A 21,129-nucleotide genomic window follows, 5' to 3' on the forward strand; every position below is an offset into this window, starting at 1 on the left:
GATATTCATAAAAATTTAAATATTTTATTTTTTAATTAAGGAGTTACAGATGTTTACTAGCCAAGAAGGTAAAAAAATCCCACAAGTAACTTTCCATACCCGTCAGGGGGACCAGTGGGTTGATGTAACCACCGACGATTTGTTCAGCAATAAAACAGTGATTGTATTTTCACTACCGGGTGCATTTACCCCGACTTGTTCTTCCAGCCATCTGCCACGCTATAACGAACTGGCCGCTGTGTTTAAACAGCACGGTGTTGATAGCATTCTGTGCGTATCAGTCAACGATACCTTCGTGATGAATGCCTGGAAAGCTGACCAGCATGCTGAAAATATTACTTTCGTTCCAGATGGTAACGGCGAATTCACCAAGGGCATGAACATGCTGGTTGAGAAAGCTGATCTGGGCTTCGGTCCACGTTCATGGCGTTACTCGATGCTGGTGCGTAACGGTGTGGTTGAGAAAATGTTTGTGGAGCCAAATAAGCCGGGTGACCCGTTTGAAGTGTCCGATGCCGATACCATGCTGAAATATCTGGCACCCGACTTTAAAGTACAGGAGTCGGTATCTGTCTTTACCAAACCGGGCTGCCCATTCTGTGCCAAAGCGAAACAAATGCTGCAAGAACGCGGGATTCAGTATGAGGAGATCGTGCTGGGTAAAGATGCGACAACCGTCAGCTTGCGTGCTGTCACTGGTCGTGGAACTGTGCCACAAGTATTTATCGGTGGCCGTCATATTGGTGGCAGTGATGATTTGGAAAATTACTTATCTGCTTAATAATATTAATAGAGTGAAGATAATGTGAATACCCAAAGTCATTGGAGTTACAGGTAGGCGGCAAGTGAACTCATCTCGATGAGCTTACTTATTTTTAAGGTCAAGACCAGTAAGTGATTCGGGTGACAAATCTGCCGGGAGCAGATTTGAACGCTGCTGGCAGCGGCCTCGCAGAGGCGAGGCCCAAGGATGGGCCGAGTAACAAATGTAGCCAGCAACCCTGTAGCTTCAAATACGAAGGGTATACTTGGTAGGCTTCGGCCTACCCTTTTTATGTTAGGAGCAGACATGAAAACCTTAAACGTTGATGTCGCCGTAATTGGCGGCGGCACTGCCGGACTTGGCGCTTATCGCGCTGCCAAACTGTCAACCCCAAGTGTGGTGATGATTGAAGGTGGCGAATACGGTACCACCTGTGCACGCGTTGGTTGCATGCCATCCAAACTGCTGATTGCAGCAGCCGAAGCCGTACATCATATTGAAAAAGCGCCTAAATTTGGTATTCACCCGCAAGGCGATATTCTGATTAATGGCCGTGAAGTGATGAGTCGTGTTAAACGTGAGCGCGACCGGTTTGTTGGTTTTGTGCTGGAGGGTGTAGATAACATTCCAGCTGCGGACAAAATTCAAGGCTATGCCCGTTTCATTGATGATAATACGCTACAAGTTGATGATCATACGCGTATTGTTGCGCAGCGTATCGTGATTGCGACTGGCTCCCGCCCAACCTGGCCCACAGCCTGGGATGAGCTGGGTGACCGACTGATAGTTAATGATGATGTGTTTAGCTGGGATGACCTACCCGAATCTGTTGCGGTATTCGGACCTGGTGTTATTGGTCTGGAACTCGGTCAGGCACTGCACCGGCTGGGCGTTCAAGTAAAAATGTTCGGTGTCGGTGGTGGTGTTGGCCCACTGACTGACAGCATTGTACGTAATTACGCCGCGAAAGCCTTGGGTGAAGAGTTCTATCTTGACCCAGACGTGAAAGTGGAAGTCATGCAGCGTGAGGGGGATAAAGTCTTTATCCGCTATCTGGATAAAACCGGTAAACCGCAAGAGACCATGGTTGATTACGTGTTAGCTGCCACTGGTCGTCGCCCTAATGTGGATAAACTGGGTCTGGAAAATACGTCCCTCATTCTGGACGAACGAGGGGTTCCGCAAGCTGATCGACTTACCCTGCAAACCAGCGTGCCACATATCTTTATCGCCGGTGATGCCAGTAACCAATTACCATTACTGCATGAGGCTAGCGATCAAGCCCGTATCGCCGGAGTGAATGCAGGTGGATTCCCTGAAGTGGTTCCCGGCTTACGTCGCAGCCCTATCTCGGTTGTTTTCTCTGACCCACAAATTGCGATGGTAGGCTCAACCTTCCGTGAGTTATCACAAAAATTCAGTGCATGTGGTTGTTTTGAAATCGGTGAAGTCTCTTTTGAAAATCAGGGGCGCTCGCGTGTCATGCTGAAAAACAAAGGTATTTTGCGCGTTTATGGCGAACAGGGAACCGGCCGTTTCCTCGGCGCCGAGATGATGGGGCCGAGTGCCGAACATATCGCACATCTGTTAGCTTGGGCACATCAACAACAGATGACCATCAATCAAATGCTGGATATGCCATTTTATCACCCAGTCATTGAAGAAGGCTTGCGTACTGCGCTGCGTGATTTACAGTCCAAGTTAAGGTTGGGTACCGATGAGGCTGAACGCTGCCTGCGCTGCCCAGGTGACTAATTTAACTCGCGGAAGTTTTTTTGTTTTCCCACACCGGGCTTTATGCCCGGTTTTTTATTCCTTATTTTGCGCACTGCTTCCATGAATTGAATCATCCCGCTTGGCATCTGAAGCCGTAATGCCCACTATTTGTTCAATTCTAGTCGTTTTAAAACGGCACTAGTGGGTCTATCACTATTGATTTGATACCACTAATGATACTAAAATGGAGGTACTATGAAAGACATGGACAGTCGGGTTGCTCAGATTAAAGCTAACCCCGCTGGGGTTAAATTCCGCGAACTCGTCAAAATCTGTAATTTTTACTTTGGCTTTCCCAGGCATTACTCCAGTAGTCATCATGTCTATGGTACTCCCTGGCAAGGAGACCCTCGGATCAACATTCAAAAGGACAGCAGCGGAATGGCCAAATTTTATCAGGTAAAACAGGTGATCGCTGCATTGGCTAAACTCGAGGAAATGGATAATGGTTAACATCGAACACTATACGTATCGGATTACTTGGTCGGCAGAAGATAATGAGTTTGTTGGTTTGTGTGCGGAATTCCCTGGCTTGTCATGGCTTGCAAAAGAGCGCTTCGAAGCCTTGGCAGGTATCACTGCGTTGGTTGCCGATATTCTGCGCGACATGCAGACTCATGGTGAAATACCACCACAACCCTTGGCAGAAAAGCATTATAGCGGGAAACTGGTTCTTCGCTTACCACCGGAACAGCACCGGCGTCTGGCAATTAATGCCTCGGAGGAAGGGATTAGTCTAAACCGCTATCTGTGCGCTCGGTTGGCTATCTGAATAAGACTAAACAGGGCGAAGTTTATCCCCTGTTTAGCCAAACTACTCGCCTTATAGATTGCCGTGCTCGTTACCGCTATTACTCGCGTTTATTTTTTAAATCAAAACCAATGGGCAGAGCTAATGTTATTTGCCCATGCAATAACAACTCGGCAGGTGGTTTAGGTAATGGCTGAGCACGTTTAATAAGTGCCAATGCTTCATGATCTAAAATAGCGGCCCCACTGCTTTTTATAAGCTGAGCAGATAGAACATGCCCATCTTTATTGACCACAAAACGGATAGTGGCGATGCCTTGTTGTCGCTGTTTTCTGGCTCTGGGTGGATAGCGTTTAAACTCCACCAGATGCCCTTGCAAGCGGCTTCGCCAATTCATTTTAACCTTTTGTTTATGCACGGAATCACTATTTGCTGCGGCAGCAATTTGATGGCTCTCGCCAGATAGTGTTGTGCTGGCTACGGCTGCTGGCGGAGAAGGCTTATTGCGGTTTTCTGGTGTTTCCTCAATGACAGGTTTACGCGGTTTCATTACTTGCTGTTGTGGACGTTTTATTTTCACTGGTTCTTCTACAGGTTCTTCTTCAGTGATTTCCACCTCTTTCTCAACTAGCAGTACAGCATTAGGTTGCTCAGGTGCTGTCAGCAAATTACTCACGTCTTCTGGTTGAGCTTCCTGTTGTTCAACCTGCGGTTCGTTAAAAGTCTGTTGTATTCCCACCACCGGATTTTGTTCCACGTTTTGGGTGAACTGCGTTTCTGCCGACAAGGTAAGCATCACTGCCGCCGGGGCGTCATCAGGATGTTTAACCAGTACAGATTCGGTACTCAGCAACCAGAGCAGGTACATATGGGTGCTGCTGGTAAACATGGCACTCCCCCACCAAAGAAGAGTGCGGGTATTATTTTTTCTTATCATCATGAATTAAATCGCCATATTCCTTTATCTTCCATGAGTTACCAACAGTGACTCGCCAAAAGCGTTATTCTTCAGCAAATGCTACATGCAGGCGATCCGCTAACGGTTTAAACAGATAATTGAGTAATGATCTTTCCCCGGTTCGGATAAAGACATCAACAGACATACCGGGCCGGATGGCCAACTCGGTTTGAGACATATCAATAGCGACGGTTAAAGGGTAATAAGGCTGTGAGGTTTGCGGATGCTGTATACGGTCGGCCCCAACATGTAATACAGAACCGTATAATTTAGGGGTATTACTCTGATTAAAAGCAGAAAAATTGAGATCAACGGGTAAGCCTGCTCTGGCCTTATCAATTAGCTCTACTGGTAACTGGGCTTCAACTAATAATGGTTGCCCACTGGGGACCAGTTCCATTAATGTTTGCCCGCTACTCACCACGCCTCCCACCGTATGCTGAGCCAGAGCAATAACCGCACCACTGACTGGGGCATATATCCGGGTATTATCCAACTCATATTCTGCTATGCTCAAACGCTGCTTCAAGTCTTGGGTATTTTGCTGCGCTTTCGCTAATTGCTCACGATTCTCACTTTGATACTGTTCACGCCGTTGTGAAATATGCTGTTCGGTTTCATCAATTAGTTTATGAGCCTCTTCAATATCACTGGTATCCTGCTCTACCCGTGCATGGAGTGATATCGCCTGACGCTCCATATCCAGTAACTGATTGTTAGCAACATGACCATTTTTCGCCAACAGTTGAACACCTTGTAATTGTCGCTGGAATAAGTCCGATTGACGCTGATTATTACGCCGCATCACCTGCAAACCATTCAACCGGTCTTGATGACGCGTAATTTGTACGGATAAGCGAGCAATCTCACTCAATTGAGCCTGGCGACGGTGATGGAAAAGTTGTTGCTGCAAGACAATATTACGTTCAACCAGCGGTTGGGTTGGATGCAGGAGTAATGTTTCAGGAAAAATAATTTCACTCACACCATCCTGCTCAGCGGTTAAGCGAGCCTCCTGCGCCAAAGCACTTAAGTACTGATTTTTCAGGCTATCCCGCTGACTACGAATCACTGAATCATCCATGGTGATGAGTAATTGCCCTATGGTTACCTCTTCCCCTTCAGCAATATGTAACTGTTGGATACGCCCCCCTTGCAGGGGCTGGATAACTTTGCGATTTTCAGCAACCACAACCTGGCCAATAACCGCAATCCCTTTATCCAGTGGTGCCAGCGCAGCCCAAAGTAAAAAACCAATAAAACCACCGACAACCAGTAACCCACCAAGATTTAGATAGTAGCAACTATTTATCTGTGGCCGTAATCGGTTTTGCTGCTGATGGTTTTCATCAGTAACTGGAAAACGGCTTGATTCAGGTAGCATTGTTTTATCTCCCTCCGTGGTGTTTATTTTTGTGATGCGGTGCGAATGGGAGCAACGTCATATGACACCCCACTACCCCAGCCATTACGCGTGTTAAATGCTTTGGTCTCAGGTTCAACTGCTGCTTTATCTTTTATTTTCAATATGCTCTGAGTACGATCAAACAGCTCTATTTGCCCACTTTTTAAAAACAATAAGTAATCACTACCCGATAACAGTTCTGGTTTATGGGTGACCATCACAATCGTGCTGCCCTGCTGTTTTAGCTGGCAAATGCCAGCTAATAAGGCTTTTTCACCTTCTTTATCCAAACTGGCATTTGGCTCATCTAATACGATAAGCCTTGGTATCCCATACACAGCCCGCGCCAAGGCGATTCGCTGCCGCTGGCCGCCGGATAACCCTTCGCCTTCGTCTCCTAGCTGAGAGTCATAGCCTTGCGGTAGATGCAGAATCAAGTCATGCACATCGGCTAATTGTGCGGCAGCAATAACTTTTGCATTATCAATCGGGCCAAAACGCGCAATGTTTTCAGCAATTGAACCGCGAAATAGCTGAATATCTTGGGGTAGATAACCAATAAAGGCCCCTAAATGGCTTTTATCCCACTGAGAAATGTCTGCACTGTCTAGACGAACCGAGCCACTGAATGCAGATTGGCTTGCGACCAACAACTTCGCCAGAGTGGATTTACCACTGCCTGACGGCCCCAAAATGCCAAGCACATCACCGGGTTGCAGTTCAAAGTTGATAGATTGCAATACCGGAATATGTGTTCCCGGTTTGCAAACTGTAAGTTGTGTGACGCTTAATTTGCCCTGTGGAGGCGGCAAAATCATACCAGTAGCGGGTTGAGGCTGTTGCGCCAACAGATAAGAGAGACGTTGGTAGGCCAGTCGCGTGTGACTCCACTGTTTCCAAACCGCAATCAGTTGATCAATTGGCCCTAACACCCGACCGACCAAGATAGAGCCAGCAATCATCACACCTGCGGTAATAGCACCATCGATTACCAACAACGCGCCTAGCCCCAACATCATAGATTGCAACGCCTGACGGCTAGATTTGGATAAAGCCGTCACGCGGCTGCTTTTATCGCTGGCAACATTTTGCTGATAGAGAAATTGAGAGTGTTGCCTCAGCCAGCGTTCACGTAAGGCTTTTAACATCCCCATTGCTTGGATGGCATCTGCATTGCGCAAATTCGCATTAGCATGCTGTGTTGCTTGTGCCGTGATTATTGAGGCTTCTTTTAGCGGCTTTTTACATATCCAATGATTGAGCCAAGCCAAAAATATCAATATACAAGCGCCGGCGGCTGCCAGTGCCCCCAGCCAAGGGTGGAGGAGAAAAATCACCAGCAAATACAACGGGAACCACGGCGCATCAAAAAAGGCAAACAAAGCACTGCCCGTCGCGAACTGGCGCAGAGAAGTTAAATCATTCAATGCCTGAGCCGCAGGTGTTTTATGGCCCATAAGTTGGGAAGCAAAAGCAGCATTAAAGACTCGTTGATTAAGCTGCATATCAATACGTGTGCCCAGCCGAATAACTACCGCACTGCGAATCCATTCTAATAGTCCAATAAAGGCAAATATGCTCAATACTAGAATCGTCAGCATTAATAGCGTCATGGTATTCGCTGAAGCGAGAACACGATCATAAACTTGTAGCATGTAGATTGCGGGTGCCAACATCAGCAGATTGATTACAGCAGTAAATAGCCCTATACCCCAGAGACTTTTTTTATGATGGGCCAGAGCTGAGAATATCGTTGGCGATGCCGACGAAGAGCTAGCGTTTTTGCTTGATTCCATGGCATCAATTTCCATACAGAATGTATATTCTTCGTAATAATTCCTGCGACTGATATTAAATTAAAGTAATATATATTTATCAGAACAGATTGATGTTCAAAAGAAAGTCATTTTCAGAAAAGCAACAAAATGAACTACCGCCTATATAGTAATAAAAAGTGAATTAGAGGATATGGCGGTAGTATTATTTTTCTAACCAGAAAGTTATTTGTCGGTTGTCTTTATTACGCGGCTAATAATATGTCACTCCCGTCAGTTACACCAATAGTGTCAATAACCGGCATATCAACAATAACGTCAAACTGAGTGGCAGTCGCCATATCGTTAAGTGGTATGTTTACATCAATACCTTGGGCTTTGAGGAGTTCCAGCATAGGGGTAGCATTACCTCTCAATAAATTGTAAATGCCTTCACCCTCGCCACCTTGGTAAGGTTTTCCTGGCTCTGCATGCATCGTTCTGGACAATGAACATACCGAATAATAAAAATCACCGTCAATACTTAAACCATCTAGTCTCAACTGTACTTGATCAAGCTGCTTAGGGGTATTAGAGGTGTTATCTGCATTAGGAACAAATGAATTACCAAATTCTAAGGATTGGATGTAATTCCCCCGTTCCATGAAGCCATTATCGCCCAATAGAGTTCCACCAATAATTAGCGCGGCTGGCCCATCTGGGTTTTGAAATTCAGCCAGAGCGATTCTATTATTATCCATATCAGTGCCGCTGGAAAAAGTATAATTATCATGGATGTTGGGTATGTTAATTAAGTCACCATAAGCCGCAGCCCACTGGTGAGCATAAGAGGAAATAGTTTCATATTTAATTGATTCATTGTATTTTAGAGTTACTGTCATAATGATATCCTTTTAATTTTAAATAATACTTTATCATTGAACAATCTTTACTACTGAATAAATTATTTAATCCACTTAAATAATTTTAAAGTTAATATACAACACTAACTTTGTTAAACGTTAAGCGGCTAATAATAGCTCACTGCTATCAGCCACGGTGTCAATGACGGGTATATCAACAATAACGTCAAACTGACTGGCAAGCGCCAAATCTTTGAGTGGCGTGTTTACATCTACACCTTGGGATTCGAGTATTTTTAGTATGGAAGCGTTATTGCCCCTCAGCAGGCCATAGACACCAAGATCCATATCACTCGGATAGCTATTATCTCTAAGCATTGCATAAAGGATCTCTAAAAAAGAGATATCAATATCATTTGAGATATCTAATCCGCTGAATTTCAGTTGCACTTGCTGGAGTTGAAGCTGATGAAACTGAGGATCCTCTAAGTTAATATCAGGAATAGGAATTAAATTCGCACCAAATTGCAGACTTTCGTTTTCACCGGGAATGATGGGAGACACTTCGGATAACTTCACTCCGTGAGCTTCCATAACCATCGCCGCGTGTACTCCCTTAGATTCCATCACTATTGCAGCTTTACTTTGAGGGGAGCTATTTTGAATCGCGAGTTTTATACCAACGGTGGGCGAATTTGGACCAGCCGAGTAAATACTATATCCTCCGTCACCCGACTTTTGAGCTATATCACCAAAATCAGTGGCCCACCAGTAGGTATAAGAAGAGATAGTTTCATTTTTAAATTCTTCATGATACTTAATCGTCACAGTCATATTAAAATCCCTTTAATTAAAAATATCACTCATCATTAAGTTATATTATTCTGTAGGTAAATTAATCTGCGAATTTTAATCTAATATTTAAAATATCAATATGAACCACCGCCGCAGCCAAGAAGAAACCAGATCTACCAGAGTACGGTGGTGGCGCACTTATACTCATTACAAATACACTGACACATATTACACAGCAGCGAGAATCAACCAGAAAATCCTTTCCCGGCGGTTCTATTTATTAAGCGGCTAACAACATATCGCTGCTTTCAATCACACCAACGGTATCAATCATTGGTGCATCTGACGCCATAACGTCAAATTGGCTGGCGATTGGCATATCCTTCAGTGGGGTATTCACATCAATACCCTTAGCGGCGAGGATTTCCAACAATGGTTCTGCATTGCCTCTCATCAAACCGTAGGTGGCTTTATGCATATCCCCTTGATGGTTTTCTACCATTGTTTTGGTAGGGTCAAATTCACCGGTCAGATCTATGCCACTCAATTTCACTTCCACTTGGTCAAGCTGTTTACCAGTGATATCTGAGTTATCTTTCAAGTTTTTACCCAACTCCAAGTTTGCCATTTTCCCGTGGAAGGTATGGTGGGCCATATTATAGTTCAAATCACCCTCTACGATCATTGCAGTACTAGCACCACTATGAGAGCTGCCAATTGAATATTGGTTACCACTAAACCACCCCCCGCCAGAAAATTGACCAACGTCCTTGGCATAGCCTGGTGCCTGCGTGTCTTTTATATCACCATGAATGGTAGCCCACTGCTGAGTATAAGAGGTTAGAGTGTCGTTACTGAATTGGCTTTGATATTGGATCGTTACTGTCATGATAAATTTCCTTATTGTTAACAACCATTATATGACTCATCACTGAGTCAGTGTGACTACAGACGAAGTTATTATTCCATCTGAAGATTTTAAATTCATATTTAGTATGTTTATTTAAGGCTTCATATTTAACATTGATAACTAAAATTTATATTCAAAACCGCCCTGAATAGTTCGACCACGATTTGGCGCAAAAGAAAGTGAATCACCATAACTGACTATATAAGCGCGATTAGTTATATTTTCTATTGTGCTACGCAAAGTTAAATTATTAGTTACCTTATAACTAGCATAAAGATCAAATAAGGTATATTTCGGCCAATCCGCAACATAAGCGGTATTAGCGTGGCCGTAGCTATTAATAACCGATGCGTCTTGATGTCCTTTGTTATAGCGAATAATGGTGCCGAGATCTAGCTTTTTATCAAATAATCTTCCACCTAAAGTTAAACTGCCACGATCACCGGGCAAATAAGCAGAAGAACCAAATAAGTTATTCCCCGCCAAGCAATCAATCATATTGTTCATGTTATCATTTTCGAGAGGATAAATACCATCCTTATTAGATGTAAAGGTTTGCGCTCCACCTAACCAAGCCCTTTTAGAACAAAAGTTATTAACACCAATCATTCTGGTATAATTTAAACTGGTATAAAAAAAACCCATGTCATAGCTTAATTGATATTCAAGACCACGAAAACGGGCTGCCAATAAATTATTAATGTAGGTAGCATTTGCAAAGGAACCGTAACCTAGCAGTGGTTTGGTCTTGGATAATTCAAGATTAATATAATTGCTGACGCGGGTATCAAAGTAGGCCATTTTGGCCACCAGGCGGTCTTGTTCACTAAACAGATTACTGTGTTGAATATTAATGCCCGCTTCCCAGGCTTTGGAATGCTCTGCGGCCAGAAACGGATTGGGCAAAATCCAGCCGTGACCATGTGCACTGCCGGTCGCCAGCACTTCGGTAATCGCCGGTGGCCGCCAGGATTTGCCGTAATTACCAAAAAACTCCAGCCACTGCACACCAGGTTTGATACCGATAGCCAAGGTGGGCGAAAGCTGTTGTTCACGGCGATCCACATCCCAGGTCATTTTGACCGTGTTATTATAGGAGCACCGCCTGTTTTCAGCGAGATGTTGCTCATGTATCTTTGTGTTGCATGGGTTTTCACGGGAATAGTTGCTAAGGAAAGATTTGCTCTGCATCCAGGTATTACCCTTTAAGCGAAATTGATCATAACGCAGGCCACCTTCCAGCCGCAGCCAGTCTGCATGTTCGTAATTCAACTGGGCAAAGGTGCTGGTCATGGTGCGCTTGCCGGGTGGGGTGACACCCAGCATTGTTTCTTGAGTTGAGTTGCCGGTGGAGCGGTCACTAAACCACTCGAGGCCATATTTGACTTGTAATTGATGGTGGTCGGCGAAGGTAAAGTAATTGGTATTTTGCAGTTGTAAACCACGGGTGTTCAAACGGGTTTGAGTCCAAAACTTTTTACAAAAAACGGCATCAGAACACAGGGTATCGGTTTCATCATTGGTATCAACGTAATAGATTTTAGCCGCCACATCCAGCCAGGCAATATGTTCAGGCTTGAGGCTATAATCCAACCCTATACTACGGTTCAGCACATCACTTACGCTGCTCTTTTTCCAGCCCATTTTAATTCTACGGTAGGGATCTGACTTATCGACAATCTGCGTTAACATACTGGCATTGGGGCTATTTATTTGCGTTTGCAAATAGCTGAGTACCAGCCGTTGGTCGGCGGGCAAATTCCAGCCCAGTTTAGCGAGCCGTGAGCTCATTTTATAGTTGGCAAATTCAACTTTGTTATTTGTAATTTCTCTGCCTAAAACTGGGGCGGCTTCTCTGCCAAAACGAAGAGCACCAATATCCCCTTTATTGCCGGGCCAATAATCTTTTAGATTGCGCTCACTGGCAGCAATTAATAGATCACCATATTCATTACCCAGCGCCAGGACACCACCACCAATAAACTGAGTGCCATTATCACCGGTCATGGCACGTATTTGCCCCCCCAGTTCTTTGCCCGGTTCGAGGAAATCACTGGCATTGACTGTATTAAAGGTGGCAACCCCACCAATGACGCCAGCACCGCCCATACCGCTGGTGGCCCCCTTTTCAATCACAACACTACTCAATATTTCTGGATCGATATACATCACACCATGGCGCTGACCATGACCGCTTTTCATAAAGTTTTGCCGCATGCCGTCAATATTCATATTGACGCGGCCGTAGTCTTGGATACCACGGATATTCACGGAAAGCGCGGGGTCTTGCTGGCTGACGCTGGAATAGACACCGGGAGTTTGTTCCAATATATCTGCCGCATGGCGGGCAGGGCGATTATCCAATTGTTCGCGAGAGATTTCACTGACTGAGTGCAGCTCATCATATACCCAGTCACCGTCCTGGGAGTTATTCGCTCCTTCTACCTTGAGTTTATCCAATAGCATATCATTTTCAGCCGAAGGGGTTACCGTTGCCTCCGCACGAACTTTGCCAGAATAGCCTTGCGCTGTTGCCAGAGCTATAAATATACCAAGGGCAATTTTATTCATTGAGGTTATTATTTTTCTTTTATCTCTCACTATATTGTCCATTTATTAGATTTCATCCTTACGATATGAATATAATTAACCTGTTAACTATTTTAGTTCTTGAATAGCAGACGTGATAATGGCCAGCAATAAATCTAATGCCGGATAACCAGAGATGTTTGAACAAAGGAAAGTCATTATCTATTAACGATATGACTGACCTTTTTCAAAATAGAAAAATCATAAAGAATTAAATCTAATAGCAGCCCAGCCACTTTATTAATGGATCAGGTAATGCAGGAATAAAATAGGTTTTCGGCTATTTTGAATTATATGTCTCTATTTTTAATCTTAGTAGAGGTTTCACTACAACGCCACTGGTTGATAATGATTATCATAATCACTAAGAGGTATAAACTCAACTGAATATTAAAATTAAAATCTTATTAGGCTGAAAATATTGGTTTTATAACGTAGATTAAATAAGAAAAATAATCGTTAGAGTAACGTCAATCAAAATAAAACAATATGAAAAATAACATGTAAATTATTTCAAATACGTTTAAATGTAAAATGGGCCACTATAAAGCGGCCCATTATCAATATTAATAGCTAACTAATTAAATTAGGCGTGCTTTCGCTTCGACAATAGCAGAAGCCACTTGCTGTGGTGAGACCCCACCTTTAGCAACACGTTTATCCAGGCAAGATTGCAATGCCAGAATCGGATAAACATCATCGCCAATCACTGCGCTGAACTTCTGCAAATCAGCCAGCAAGAGTGCTTCCAGCGCTTTACCCTGACGAATAGCTTCAACGACCGCTTCACCAACAATATGGTGCGCCTCACGGAAGGGTACGCCCTTGGCGACCAGATAATCAGCCAGTTCAGTGGCATTGGCGTAACCCTGTTCTGCCGCTTCTTTACAACGTGGCCGTTTTACCTGAATACCGTCTAATACCAGCGCCGCCATATGCAGGCAATCGAGCCAGGTATCCAACGCATCAAACAGCCCTTCTTTGTCTTCCTGCATGTCTTTGTTATAAGCAAGAGGCAAGCCTTTCAACGTCATCATCATTCCGGTCAATGCACCTTGTACCCGGCCACATTTACCACGGATTAATTCCAACGCATCTGGGTTTTTCTTCTGTGGCATCAAGGAAGAACCGGAGGTCACACGATCCGATAAATCAACAAAAGCCGCTTCGCCACTGTTGAAGAAGATCAGATCCTCAGCAAAACGAGACAAATGCACCATGCCGATGCTGGCATCAGACAGTAGCTCTAAGACGTGGTCGCGGTCTGAAACACTGTCGAGGCTGTTGCGAGTGGCAGAGGCGAAACCTAACCAGCTAGCCAGTTGTTCGCGATCGATGTCATAGGCAGTACCTGCCAATGCCCCACTGCCCAATGGGCTGACATCCAAGCGCGTCAGGGTGTCTTGCAGTCGGCTTTGGTCACGCGACAGCATTTCTGCATACGCCAGACACCAGTGAGCAAAAGTCACCGGTTGAGCACGTTGCAAGTGGGTATAACCCGGCATGACGGCATCCTGATTCGCTTCGGCTGTGGCAAACAGCGCCTGCTGCAACTGCTTAACCGCAGTTTGTAATTCAGTAATCTGGAATTTGCACCACAATTTCAGATCGGTCGCCACCTGATCATTACGGCTACGGCCGGTATGCAGTTTTTTACCTAAATCGCCAACTTTATCAATCAGTTTGGTTTCGACCCAACTGTGAATATCTTCAGCATCACTGTGCAAGATAGCCTGCGGATCGGCCTGCACTTCTTTTTGCAATGCATCAAGTGCCTGTTCCAGTTGTTGCTGTTCGGTAGCCGTTAATACCCCAACCGTCACCAGCGCTTTCGACCAGGCAACAGAACCGATAATATCCTGCTCCGCCAGCCGATAATCAAACCGCAGTGAATCGTTGAATTGCTTGAAACGCTGATCTGCCGCCTGACTGAACCGCCCGCCCCACAATGCCATAATCTTTCTTCCCTAGTTTCAGAATAAAAACTCATAATATACCCAAAGTAGTTGGAGTGGCAGCAAGGCAGCAAACGCACGAATCCCGTTGAGCTGACTCAAGTCAGTGATTCGGGTGAGTAAGAGCCGCTAACAGCGCTGCAACTTCAAATAAGAAGGGTATTTAGGCCAGAATACGTGTGCCAATTGGCTCACCATTAAACAGTGCCGGTAACTGATCCGCATGACGCCAACTGGCAATATCTACCGGGCGGCCTAGTGAGCGTGCTGCATCCAGTGCTGCGTTCACTTTAACTACCATACCATCGGTGATGATGCCTTGAGCAATGAGTTGCTCGGCCTTTTGCGCCGTCATTTCAGCAATCCGTTGGCCTTTACCATCCAGTATGCCACTAACATCAGACAACAAGATCAAATCTGCCCCAAGGGTGGCGGCTAACGCGGTGGCTGCCTGATCGGCATTCACATTCATCAGTTGGCCGTCGGCAGTAATACCAATGGAGCTGATAATGGGCATGTAATCCGCAGCCAGCAAGGTATTCACCAAAGTAGGTGATCCCGGCTGAGCATTACCCACATGCCCCAGCTCGGCATCCAGTAGCGTTACCGAGACGGTTCCACCATCGCCCAGACACAAGCCAACAGCATTAATATTATGTTTCACCGCCCAAGACAGCAGGGTTTTGTTAGCGGTGCCAGCCAGTGCGCCGGTAATGATATCAATCTGATCAGCAGGGGTGACGCGTAAGCCGTTTTTCTTCACTACTGGCAAAGCGAGTTTTTTCATCAGAATGTCAACCAGACAACCGCCACCGTGCATAATCACTAGCGGGCGCTCATGCTTTTCGCGATAAGTCACCAATGCAGTAAACAGGCGTTCCAGCGCTTCTTCGCTGTCGAGCAACACGCCACCTAATTTAATGACTAACGGATTCATCATTTTTGCGCCTTATTTAATCGGGTAAAATTTATGGGTTTACAGGCATGACCGCAACCAGCAATTTCGGCTAGTGACTTACCTTGCCCCACAACAGAGACTCGGTTTCTGTAAAACCAAAACGTATATTCATGCATTGTACAGCCTGAGCTGCCGCACCTTTCAGTAGGTTATCTTCAGTAGCGACAATAATTAAATGTTCGCCTTGCACCGAGAAACCAATATCGCAGAAAGGCAAACCAACCACCGCTTTCAACGCGGGAACACCCTGCTGATACAACCGCACCAGCGGTTTATCCTGATAAGCATGGTGATACGCGTCGGCAATATCTTGCGCCGTAATACCCGCGTTCAGACGGCAGGTAATGGTCGCCAAAATGCCCCGGGCGAAATTACCCAAGTGCGGGGTAAAAATAACTGGCGTGCCAAGGTGAGCCACAATTTCTGGATGATGACGATGATTAAACAAGCCGTAGGGCTGTAAACTCACTTCACAGAAACTGTTGCCGATACTGGCCTTACGCCCTGCGCCGCTGACGCCACTGACCGCATTAATCACCGGCCACTGTGCTTCATTCAATAATTTGCTATCAACCAACGGCTTAAGCGCTAATTGCGATGCGGTTGGATAACAGCCTGGTACCGCGATCAACTGTGCCTGCTTAATCTCTTCTGCCTGCCATTCAGCAAGCCCATAGACGGCTTTATCCAGCCAATCGGGATGTTTATGTTCAAAACCATAATACTGACGGTAAAACGCCGTATCTTTAACCCGAAACGCACCGGAGAGATCGAATACTACACAACCGGCAGCTAAAAATTGCGGCGCTAAATCATGGCTGACCTCGTGGGCGGTAGCGAGGAACACAACATCAACCCCTTTTGCCGCCTGAGCCACATCCACCAAGGGTTGCAGCGGGAGATCAATAATGCCTTTTAGCTGCGGATGCAGGTCAGAAAGTAATTTTCCTGCATCTGCACTTTGCGCTGAAACCGTTAAACCGGTTATGTTCATATGTGGGTGACGACTCAGGTAAGCCGTAAGCTCCGCTCCGGCATAACCACTGGCACCAACAATTAGCGTATTCAACATGGGTTCAGTTCACCTTACCCTGCTTACTTGACGTTGCAGCAGTGCTTATTACTCACTTGCCGCCTACCTGCAACTCCAAGTACTTTGGGTATAAAAATGTAATTCGGTATAAAGACATAAGTAGTCAAAACCGGTATTTGGGTTTTCAGCAAGGTTTTGCTGTTCCCCTCGTGATTTAGCGTTGACATTTTCGTAAATTTAAGGGTGTTTTTCGGTTCCCTTACGCTCAAGCTTAATGTATTTTTATTCATAATTACTGCATGAATATTGATACTATCCTAACCAAAGGCTGTCAACAGTGAAGATGAAATTACCTCCATTTATTGAGCTGTATCGGGCGTTAATCGCGACGCCATCGATCAGCGCAACCGATAGCGCTCTCGATCAAAGTAATGAGGCGTTAATCAACTTGTTGGCCGGATGGTTTGCAGACTTGGGTTTTCGTGTCGAGATCCAACCCGTGCCCGATACACGCCACAAATTTAATCTGCTTGCCAGCATTGGAGAAGGCAATGGTGGATTATTGCTGGCGGGTCATACCGATACAGTGCCTTTTGATGAAGGGCGTTGGACGCGCTCACCGTTCACCCTGACCGAACATGACAATAAGTTGTATGGTTTGGGTACCGCCGACATGAAAGGCTTTTTCGCCTTTATTCTGGATGCGGTGCGCGATATCGATGCCAGCAAACTGAGCAAGCCGCTGTATATTCTGGCAACCGCCGATGAAGAAACCACCATGGCAGGCGCGCGCTACTTTGCCGCCTCCAGCCAGTTGCGCCCAGATTTTGCCATTATCGGTGAGCCAACCTCGCTGCAACCGGTGCGGGCGCACAAAGGGCATATTTCCAATGCTATCCGAATTACCGGTCAGTCTGGGCATTCTAGCGATCCGGCACGTGGGGTGAATGCCATTGATTTAATGCATGAATCTATCACTCAATTGATGAAGCTACGCACCAAGTTGCAAGAGCGTTATCACAATCCGGCGTTTACTATTCCGTATCCCACCATGAATTTTGGTCATATTAACGGCGGTGATGCGGCAAACCGCATCTGTGCTTGCTGCGAATTGCATATGGATATCCGCCCGTTGCCAGGCCTGACATTAAGTGATCTGAATGAGTTAATGACCGAAGCGCTGACACCGGTAAGCCAGCGCTGGCCAGGCCGTTTGAGCATTGACGAACTGCATCCACCGATCCCAGGCTATGAATGCCCAACCGATCACCATATGGTAGGGGTTATCGAGAAATTATTGGGTGAGCGTACCGCGGTGGTGAACTACTGCACCGAAGCGCCGTTTATCCAGCAAGTGTGCCCAACTCTGGTGCTGGGACCCGGTTCGATCGATCAAGCCCATCAGCCAGATGAATTTATCGATATGGCCTTTATCGAGCCAACCCGCGAGCTGATTGGTCAGTTGGTTGACCATTTCTGCCAGCAGTAATTACCTCTTATGGGGTAGGCGATCAATTTTGCCTATTAGGAAGACTGATAACCTGACCTTGGTAATTAAATTTCAGCAATATCCCTAAAATTGATGTTTTTTTGCTAAAAATAGTGTCAATTGGAGTATGGAATTGAACGTGGCGAGTGGAATTGTCCATCTCGGCCTTTTGGGTGAAATTAATTTACAAAAAGAAACCATAAAAGTTTATACCCAAAGTCATTGGCGTTGCAGGTAGGCAGCAAGTGAAAGACAAATCGGTTGAAGACCGATTTGAACAGCATTTATGCTAGCCCGCAGGGTGAGCCTCTTTGAGGCTCATTAATCCCGATAAGCTGACACCGGTCAGTGATTCAGGTGAGTAAGCGTCGCTAACCACCCTGCGGCGTCAAGGGCGAAGGGGATATGGGTCAGGGGTCATATGAACGAACAATATTCCGCAATGCGAAGTAACGTCAGTATGCTCGGTACGCTACTCGGGGACACCATCAAAGAAGCGCTTGGTGAACACATCCTTGAAAAAGTAGAAACCATCCGTAAATTATCCAAATCTTCGCGTGCTGGTAATGAAGCGAGCCGTCAAGAACTGCTGACCACGCTGCAAAATCTGTCCAACGACGAGCTGCTGCCGGTAGCCCGTGCTTTTAGCCAATTCCTCAATCTGACGAATACGGCAGAGCAATATCACAGTATTTCACCACACGGTGAAGCCGCAAGTAACCCAGAAGCTCTAGCCCAGCTTTTCACTCGCTTAAAAGATAAAAAGCTGAGTGAGAAAGATATGCGCAGCGCGGTTGATGAGTTATCCATTGAGTTGGTGTTAACCGCTCACCCAACCGAAATTACACGTCGCACCCTGATCCACAAACTGGTGGAAGTGAATACCTGCCTGAGCCAGTTGGATCACAATGACTTAGCCGATTACGAACGCAACAAGATCATGCGTCGTTTGCGCCAGTTAGTTGCACAATCGTGGCATACTGACGAAATTCGTAAAATACGCCCTTCCCCAGTAGATGAAGCCAAATGGGGCTTTGCCGTGGTTGAAAACAGCCTGTGGGAAGGTGTGCCCGCATTCCTGCGTGAGTTTAACGAGCAGTTACAAAACTCGCTCGATTACCGCTTGCCTGTAGAGGCCGTGCCAATACGCTTCACCTCTTGGATGGGGGGGGACCGTGACGGTAACCCGAACGTTACCGCTGAAATTACCCGCCATGTGCTGTTACTCAGCCGTTGGAAAGCCACCGACCTGTTCTTGCGTGATATTCAAGTGTTGGTATCAGAGCTGTCCATGTCGGAATGTACCCCGGAACTGCGTGAATTGGCCGGTGGCGAAGAGGTGGTCGAACCTTATCGCGAATTAATGAAACGCGTCCGTACCCAGTTGACCAATACTCAGGCTTATCTGGAAGACCGTCTGAAAGGCGAACGTGTCTTGCCACCGACTGATTTGCTGGTGAGTAATGACCAACTGTGGGACCCACTTTACGCCTGTTATCAGTCTCTGAAAGCCTGTGGCATGGAGATCATTGCTAACGGCCAACTGCTGGACACCCTGCGCCGCGTACGCTGTTTTGGTGTGCCATTGGTGCGTATCGATGTACGCCAGGAAAGTACCCGCCACACCGATGCCATCGCTGAACTGACCCGTTATCTGGGCCTCGGCGATTATGAAAGCTGGTCTGAGGCGGACAAACAAGCCTTCCTGATCCGCGAGCTGAACTCCAAGCGCCCACTGGTTCCGCTGAAATGGGAACCGAGTGCTAATACACAAGAAGTGCTGGAAACGTGCCGGGTGATTGCCGAAGCACCACAAGGCTCTATCGCCGCTTACGTTATCTCCATGGCTAAAGTGCCATCAGACGTGCTGGCAGTACATTTACTGCTGAAAGAAGCGGGTTGCCCATTCACGCTGCCAGTTGCGCCATTGTTCGAAACCCTTGATGACCTGAACAATGCCGACGAAGTGATGACCCAGTTGCTAAATATCGACTGGTATCGCGGCCTGATCCAAGGCAAGCAGATGGTGATGATTGGCTATTCCGACTCGGCAAAAGATGCCGGCGTAATGGCAGCATCCTGGGCGCAATATCGTGCGCAAGATGCGTTGATCAAAACCTGTGAGAAGGCTGGTATCTCTCTGACGCTGTTCCACGGTCGTGGCGGTTCTATCGGCCGTGGCGGTGCGCCTGCACATGCAGCTCTGCTCTCTCAGCCTCCGGGTAGCTTAAAAGGCGGCTTACGCGTCACTGAACAAGGCGAGATGATCCGCTTTAAATTTGGGCTGCCGGAAGTCACTATCAGCAGTCTGGCGCTGTATGCCGGAGCGATTCTGGAAGCCAATCTGTTACCGCCGCCAGAGCCGAAGAAAGAGTGGGTTGAGGTGATGGACATTCTATCGGACGCTTCCTGCGATATGTATCGCGGCTACGTGCGTGAGAATCCTGAGTTTGTCCCTTACTTCCGCGCCGCGACCCCAGAGCTGGAATTAGGTAAGTTGCCATTGGGTTCTCGCCCGGCAAAACGCCGTGCGGATGGCGGAGTCGAGAGCTTACGTGCCATTCCATGGATTTTCGCTTGGACACAAAACCGCCTGATGCTACCTGCCTGGCTGGGTGCGGGGGCCGGTTTGCAAAAAGCGATTGATGCCGGTAAGAAAGAAGTATTAGCCACGATGTGTCGTGACTGGCCATTCTTCTCTACCCGTATCGGGATGCTGGAAATGGTGTTCGCCAAAGCTGATTTGTGGCTGGCGGAGTATTACGACCAACGTTTAGTGGATAAATCACTGTGGCCGTTGGGTCAGCAATTACGTGACCAGTTAGCCGCGGATATTAAAGTGGTGCTGGCTATCGCCAACGATGACCACTTGATGGCTGATTTACCGTGGATTGCGGAATCGATCGCGTTGCGTAATGTGTATACCGATCCACTGAACGTGCTGCAAGCTGAGCTGTTGCACCGTTCGCGCCAGCATGAGCACCCAGATGCCCGTGTTGAGCAGGCATTGATGGTGACTATCGCCGGTGTCGCTGCGGGCATGCGCAATACAGGTTAACCATTGATTTTGGGGGAAGCGATTCCCCTGATTATCTTTTGTTTACTTGATGATTATGATGAAAAGGGGCCA

General features: G+C 46.5%; 16 protein-coding genes. 6 read left to right on the forward strand and 10 right to left on the reverse strand.

All coding sequences use genetic code 11. The features are described 5' to 3' along the window. The first annotated feature begins 49 nt into the window (after positions 1 to 49). From V1955_RS21475 to V1955_RS21490, 4 genes are all read left to right on the forward strand, one after another. Positions 50 to 781: a glutathione peroxidase gene (locus tag V1955_RS21475; protein WP_083161816.1), complete on the forward strand. Its 732-nt coding sequence runs from the start codon at positions 50 to 52 to the stop codon at positions 779 to 781. 288 nt (positions 782 to 1,069) lie between these two features. After that, positions 1,070 to 2,518, forward strand: coding sequence for a dihydrolipoyl dehydrogenase (locus V1955_RS21480; protein ID WP_083161814.1), 1,449 nt, complete (start codon positions 1,070 to 1,072; stop codon positions 2,516 to 2,518). Between the two features lie 216 nt (positions 2,519 to 2,734). Continuing rightward, positions 2,735 to 2,992 carry a toxin HicA gene (locus V1955_RS21485; RefSeq protein WP_083161812.1) on the forward strand — a complete coding sequence of 86 codons (258 nt, stop codon included), beginning with the start codon at positions 2,735 to 2,737 and terminating at the stop codon, positions 2,990 to 2,992. Beyond that, positions 2,985 to 3,311 (forward strand): type II toxin-antitoxin system HicB family antitoxin, encoded by a 327-nt coding sequence (locus V1955_RS21490; protein ID WP_083161810.1) that lies wholly within the window; start codon positions 2,985 to 2,987, stop codon positions 3,309 to 3,311. The genes V1955_RS21485 and V1955_RS21490 overlap by 8 nt, the downstream gene beginning before the upstream one ends. A 79-nt stretch (positions 3,312 to 3,390) precedes the next feature. On the opposite strand, the gene V1955_RS21495 is transcribed toward V1955_RS21490, so the two are convergent. From V1955_RS21495 to argC, 10 genes are all read right to left on the reverse strand, one after another. Then, complete coding sequence (locus tag V1955_RS21495; protein ID WP_193784761.1) at positions 3,391 to 4,230, reverse strand: energy transducer TonB family protein; 840 nt, start codon at positions 4,228 to 4,230, stop codon at positions 3,391 to 3,393. A gap of 61 nt (positions 4,231 to 4,291) precedes the next feature. Then, positions 4,292 to 5,632 carry an HlyD family type I secretion periplasmic adaptor subunit gene (locus tag V1955_RS21500; RefSeq protein ID WP_420073481.1) on the reverse strand — a complete coding sequence of 447 codons (1,341 nt, stop codon included), beginning with the start codon at positions 5,630 to 5,632 and terminating at the stop codon, positions 4,292 to 4,294. Between the two features lie 23 nt (positions 5,633 to 5,655). Continuing rightward, on the reverse strand, positions 5,656 to 7,449 hold the full coding sequence (locus tag V1955_RS21505) for a type I secretion system permease/ATPase (protein ID WP_083163988.1): 1,794 nt from the start codon (positions 7,447 to 7,449) through the stop codon (positions 5,656 to 5,658). A gap of 224 nt (positions 7,450 to 7,673) precedes the next feature. After that, the gene (locus V1955_RS21510; RefSeq protein WP_372569778.1) at positions 7,674 to 8,309 is read right to left on the reverse strand and encodes a heme acquisition protein HasA; all 636 of its coding nucleotides are present in this window, start codon (positions 8,307 to 8,309) and stop codon (positions 7,674 to 7,676) included. A 120-nt stretch (positions 8,310 to 8,429) separates the two neighbouring features. Continuing rightward, positions 8,430 to 9,104, reverse strand: a complete 675-nt coding sequence (locus V1955_RS21515; RefSeq protein ID WP_372569779.1) for a heme acquisition protein HasA — start codon at positions 9,102 to 9,104, stop codon at positions 8,430 to 8,432. 241 nt (positions 9,105 to 9,345) lie between these two features. After that, entirely contained in the window at positions 9,346 to 9,954 is a 609-nt protein-coding gene (locus V1955_RS21520; protein ID WP_083161802.1) for a heme acquisition protein HasA, read from the reverse strand. Positions 9,955 to 10,095: 141 nt separating this feature from the next. Continuing rightward, positions 10,096 to 12,588, reverse strand: a complete 2,493-nt coding sequence (locus V1955_RS21525; protein WP_193784759.1) for a TonB-dependent hemoglobin/transferrin/lactoferrin family receptor — start codon at positions 12,586 to 12,588, stop codon at positions 10,096 to 10,098. Positions 12,589 to 13,145: 557 nt separating this feature from the next. After that, positions 13,146 to 14,519 (reverse strand): argininosuccinate lyase, encoded by a 1,374-nt coding sequence (argH, locus tag V1955_RS21530; protein ID WP_442821379.1) that lies wholly within the window; start codon positions 14,517 to 14,519, stop codon positions 13,146 to 13,148. A gap of 163 nt (positions 14,520 to 14,682) precedes the next feature. Next, positions 14,683 to 15,456, reverse strand: coding sequence for an acetylglutamate kinase (gene argB / locus V1955_RS21535; RefSeq protein ID WP_083163986.1), 774 nt, complete (start codon positions 15,454 to 15,456; stop codon positions 14,683 to 14,685). A gap of 70 nt (positions 15,457 to 15,526) precedes the next feature. Further along, positions 15,527 to 16,549 carry an N-acetyl-gamma-glutamyl-phosphate reductase gene (argC, locus tag V1955_RS21540; protein WP_083161798.1) on the reverse strand — a complete coding sequence of 341 codons (1,023 nt, stop codon included), beginning with the start codon at positions 16,547 to 16,549 and terminating at the stop codon, positions 15,527 to 15,529. A gap of 304 nt (positions 16,550 to 16,853) precedes the next feature. Here argC and argE point away from each other — a divergent pair, with 304 nt between their 5' ends. Both argE and ppc read left to right on the forward strand, forming a co-directional pair. Further along, on the forward strand, positions 16,854 to 17,999 hold the full coding sequence (argE, locus tag V1955_RS21545; RefSeq protein WP_193784854.1) for an acetylornithine deacetylase: 1,146 nt from the start codon (positions 16,854 to 16,856) through the stop codon (positions 17,997 to 17,999). Between the two features lie 421 nt (positions 18,000 to 18,420). After that, positions 18,421 to 21,057 (forward strand): phosphoenolpyruvate carboxylase, encoded by a 2,637-nt coding sequence (ppc, locus tag V1955_RS21550; RefSeq protein WP_083161794.1) that lies wholly within the window; start codon positions 18,421 to 18,423, stop codon positions 21,055 to 21,057. The last annotated feature ends 72 nt before the right edge of the window (positions 21,058 to 21,129 follow it).

The sequence above is a fragment of the Yersinia sp. 2545 StPb PI genome, assembly GCF_052217125.1.
Classification (GTDB): domain Bacteria; phylum Pseudomonadota; class Gammaproteobacteria; order Enterobacterales; family Enterobacteriaceae; genus Yersinia; species Yersinia enterocolitica_E.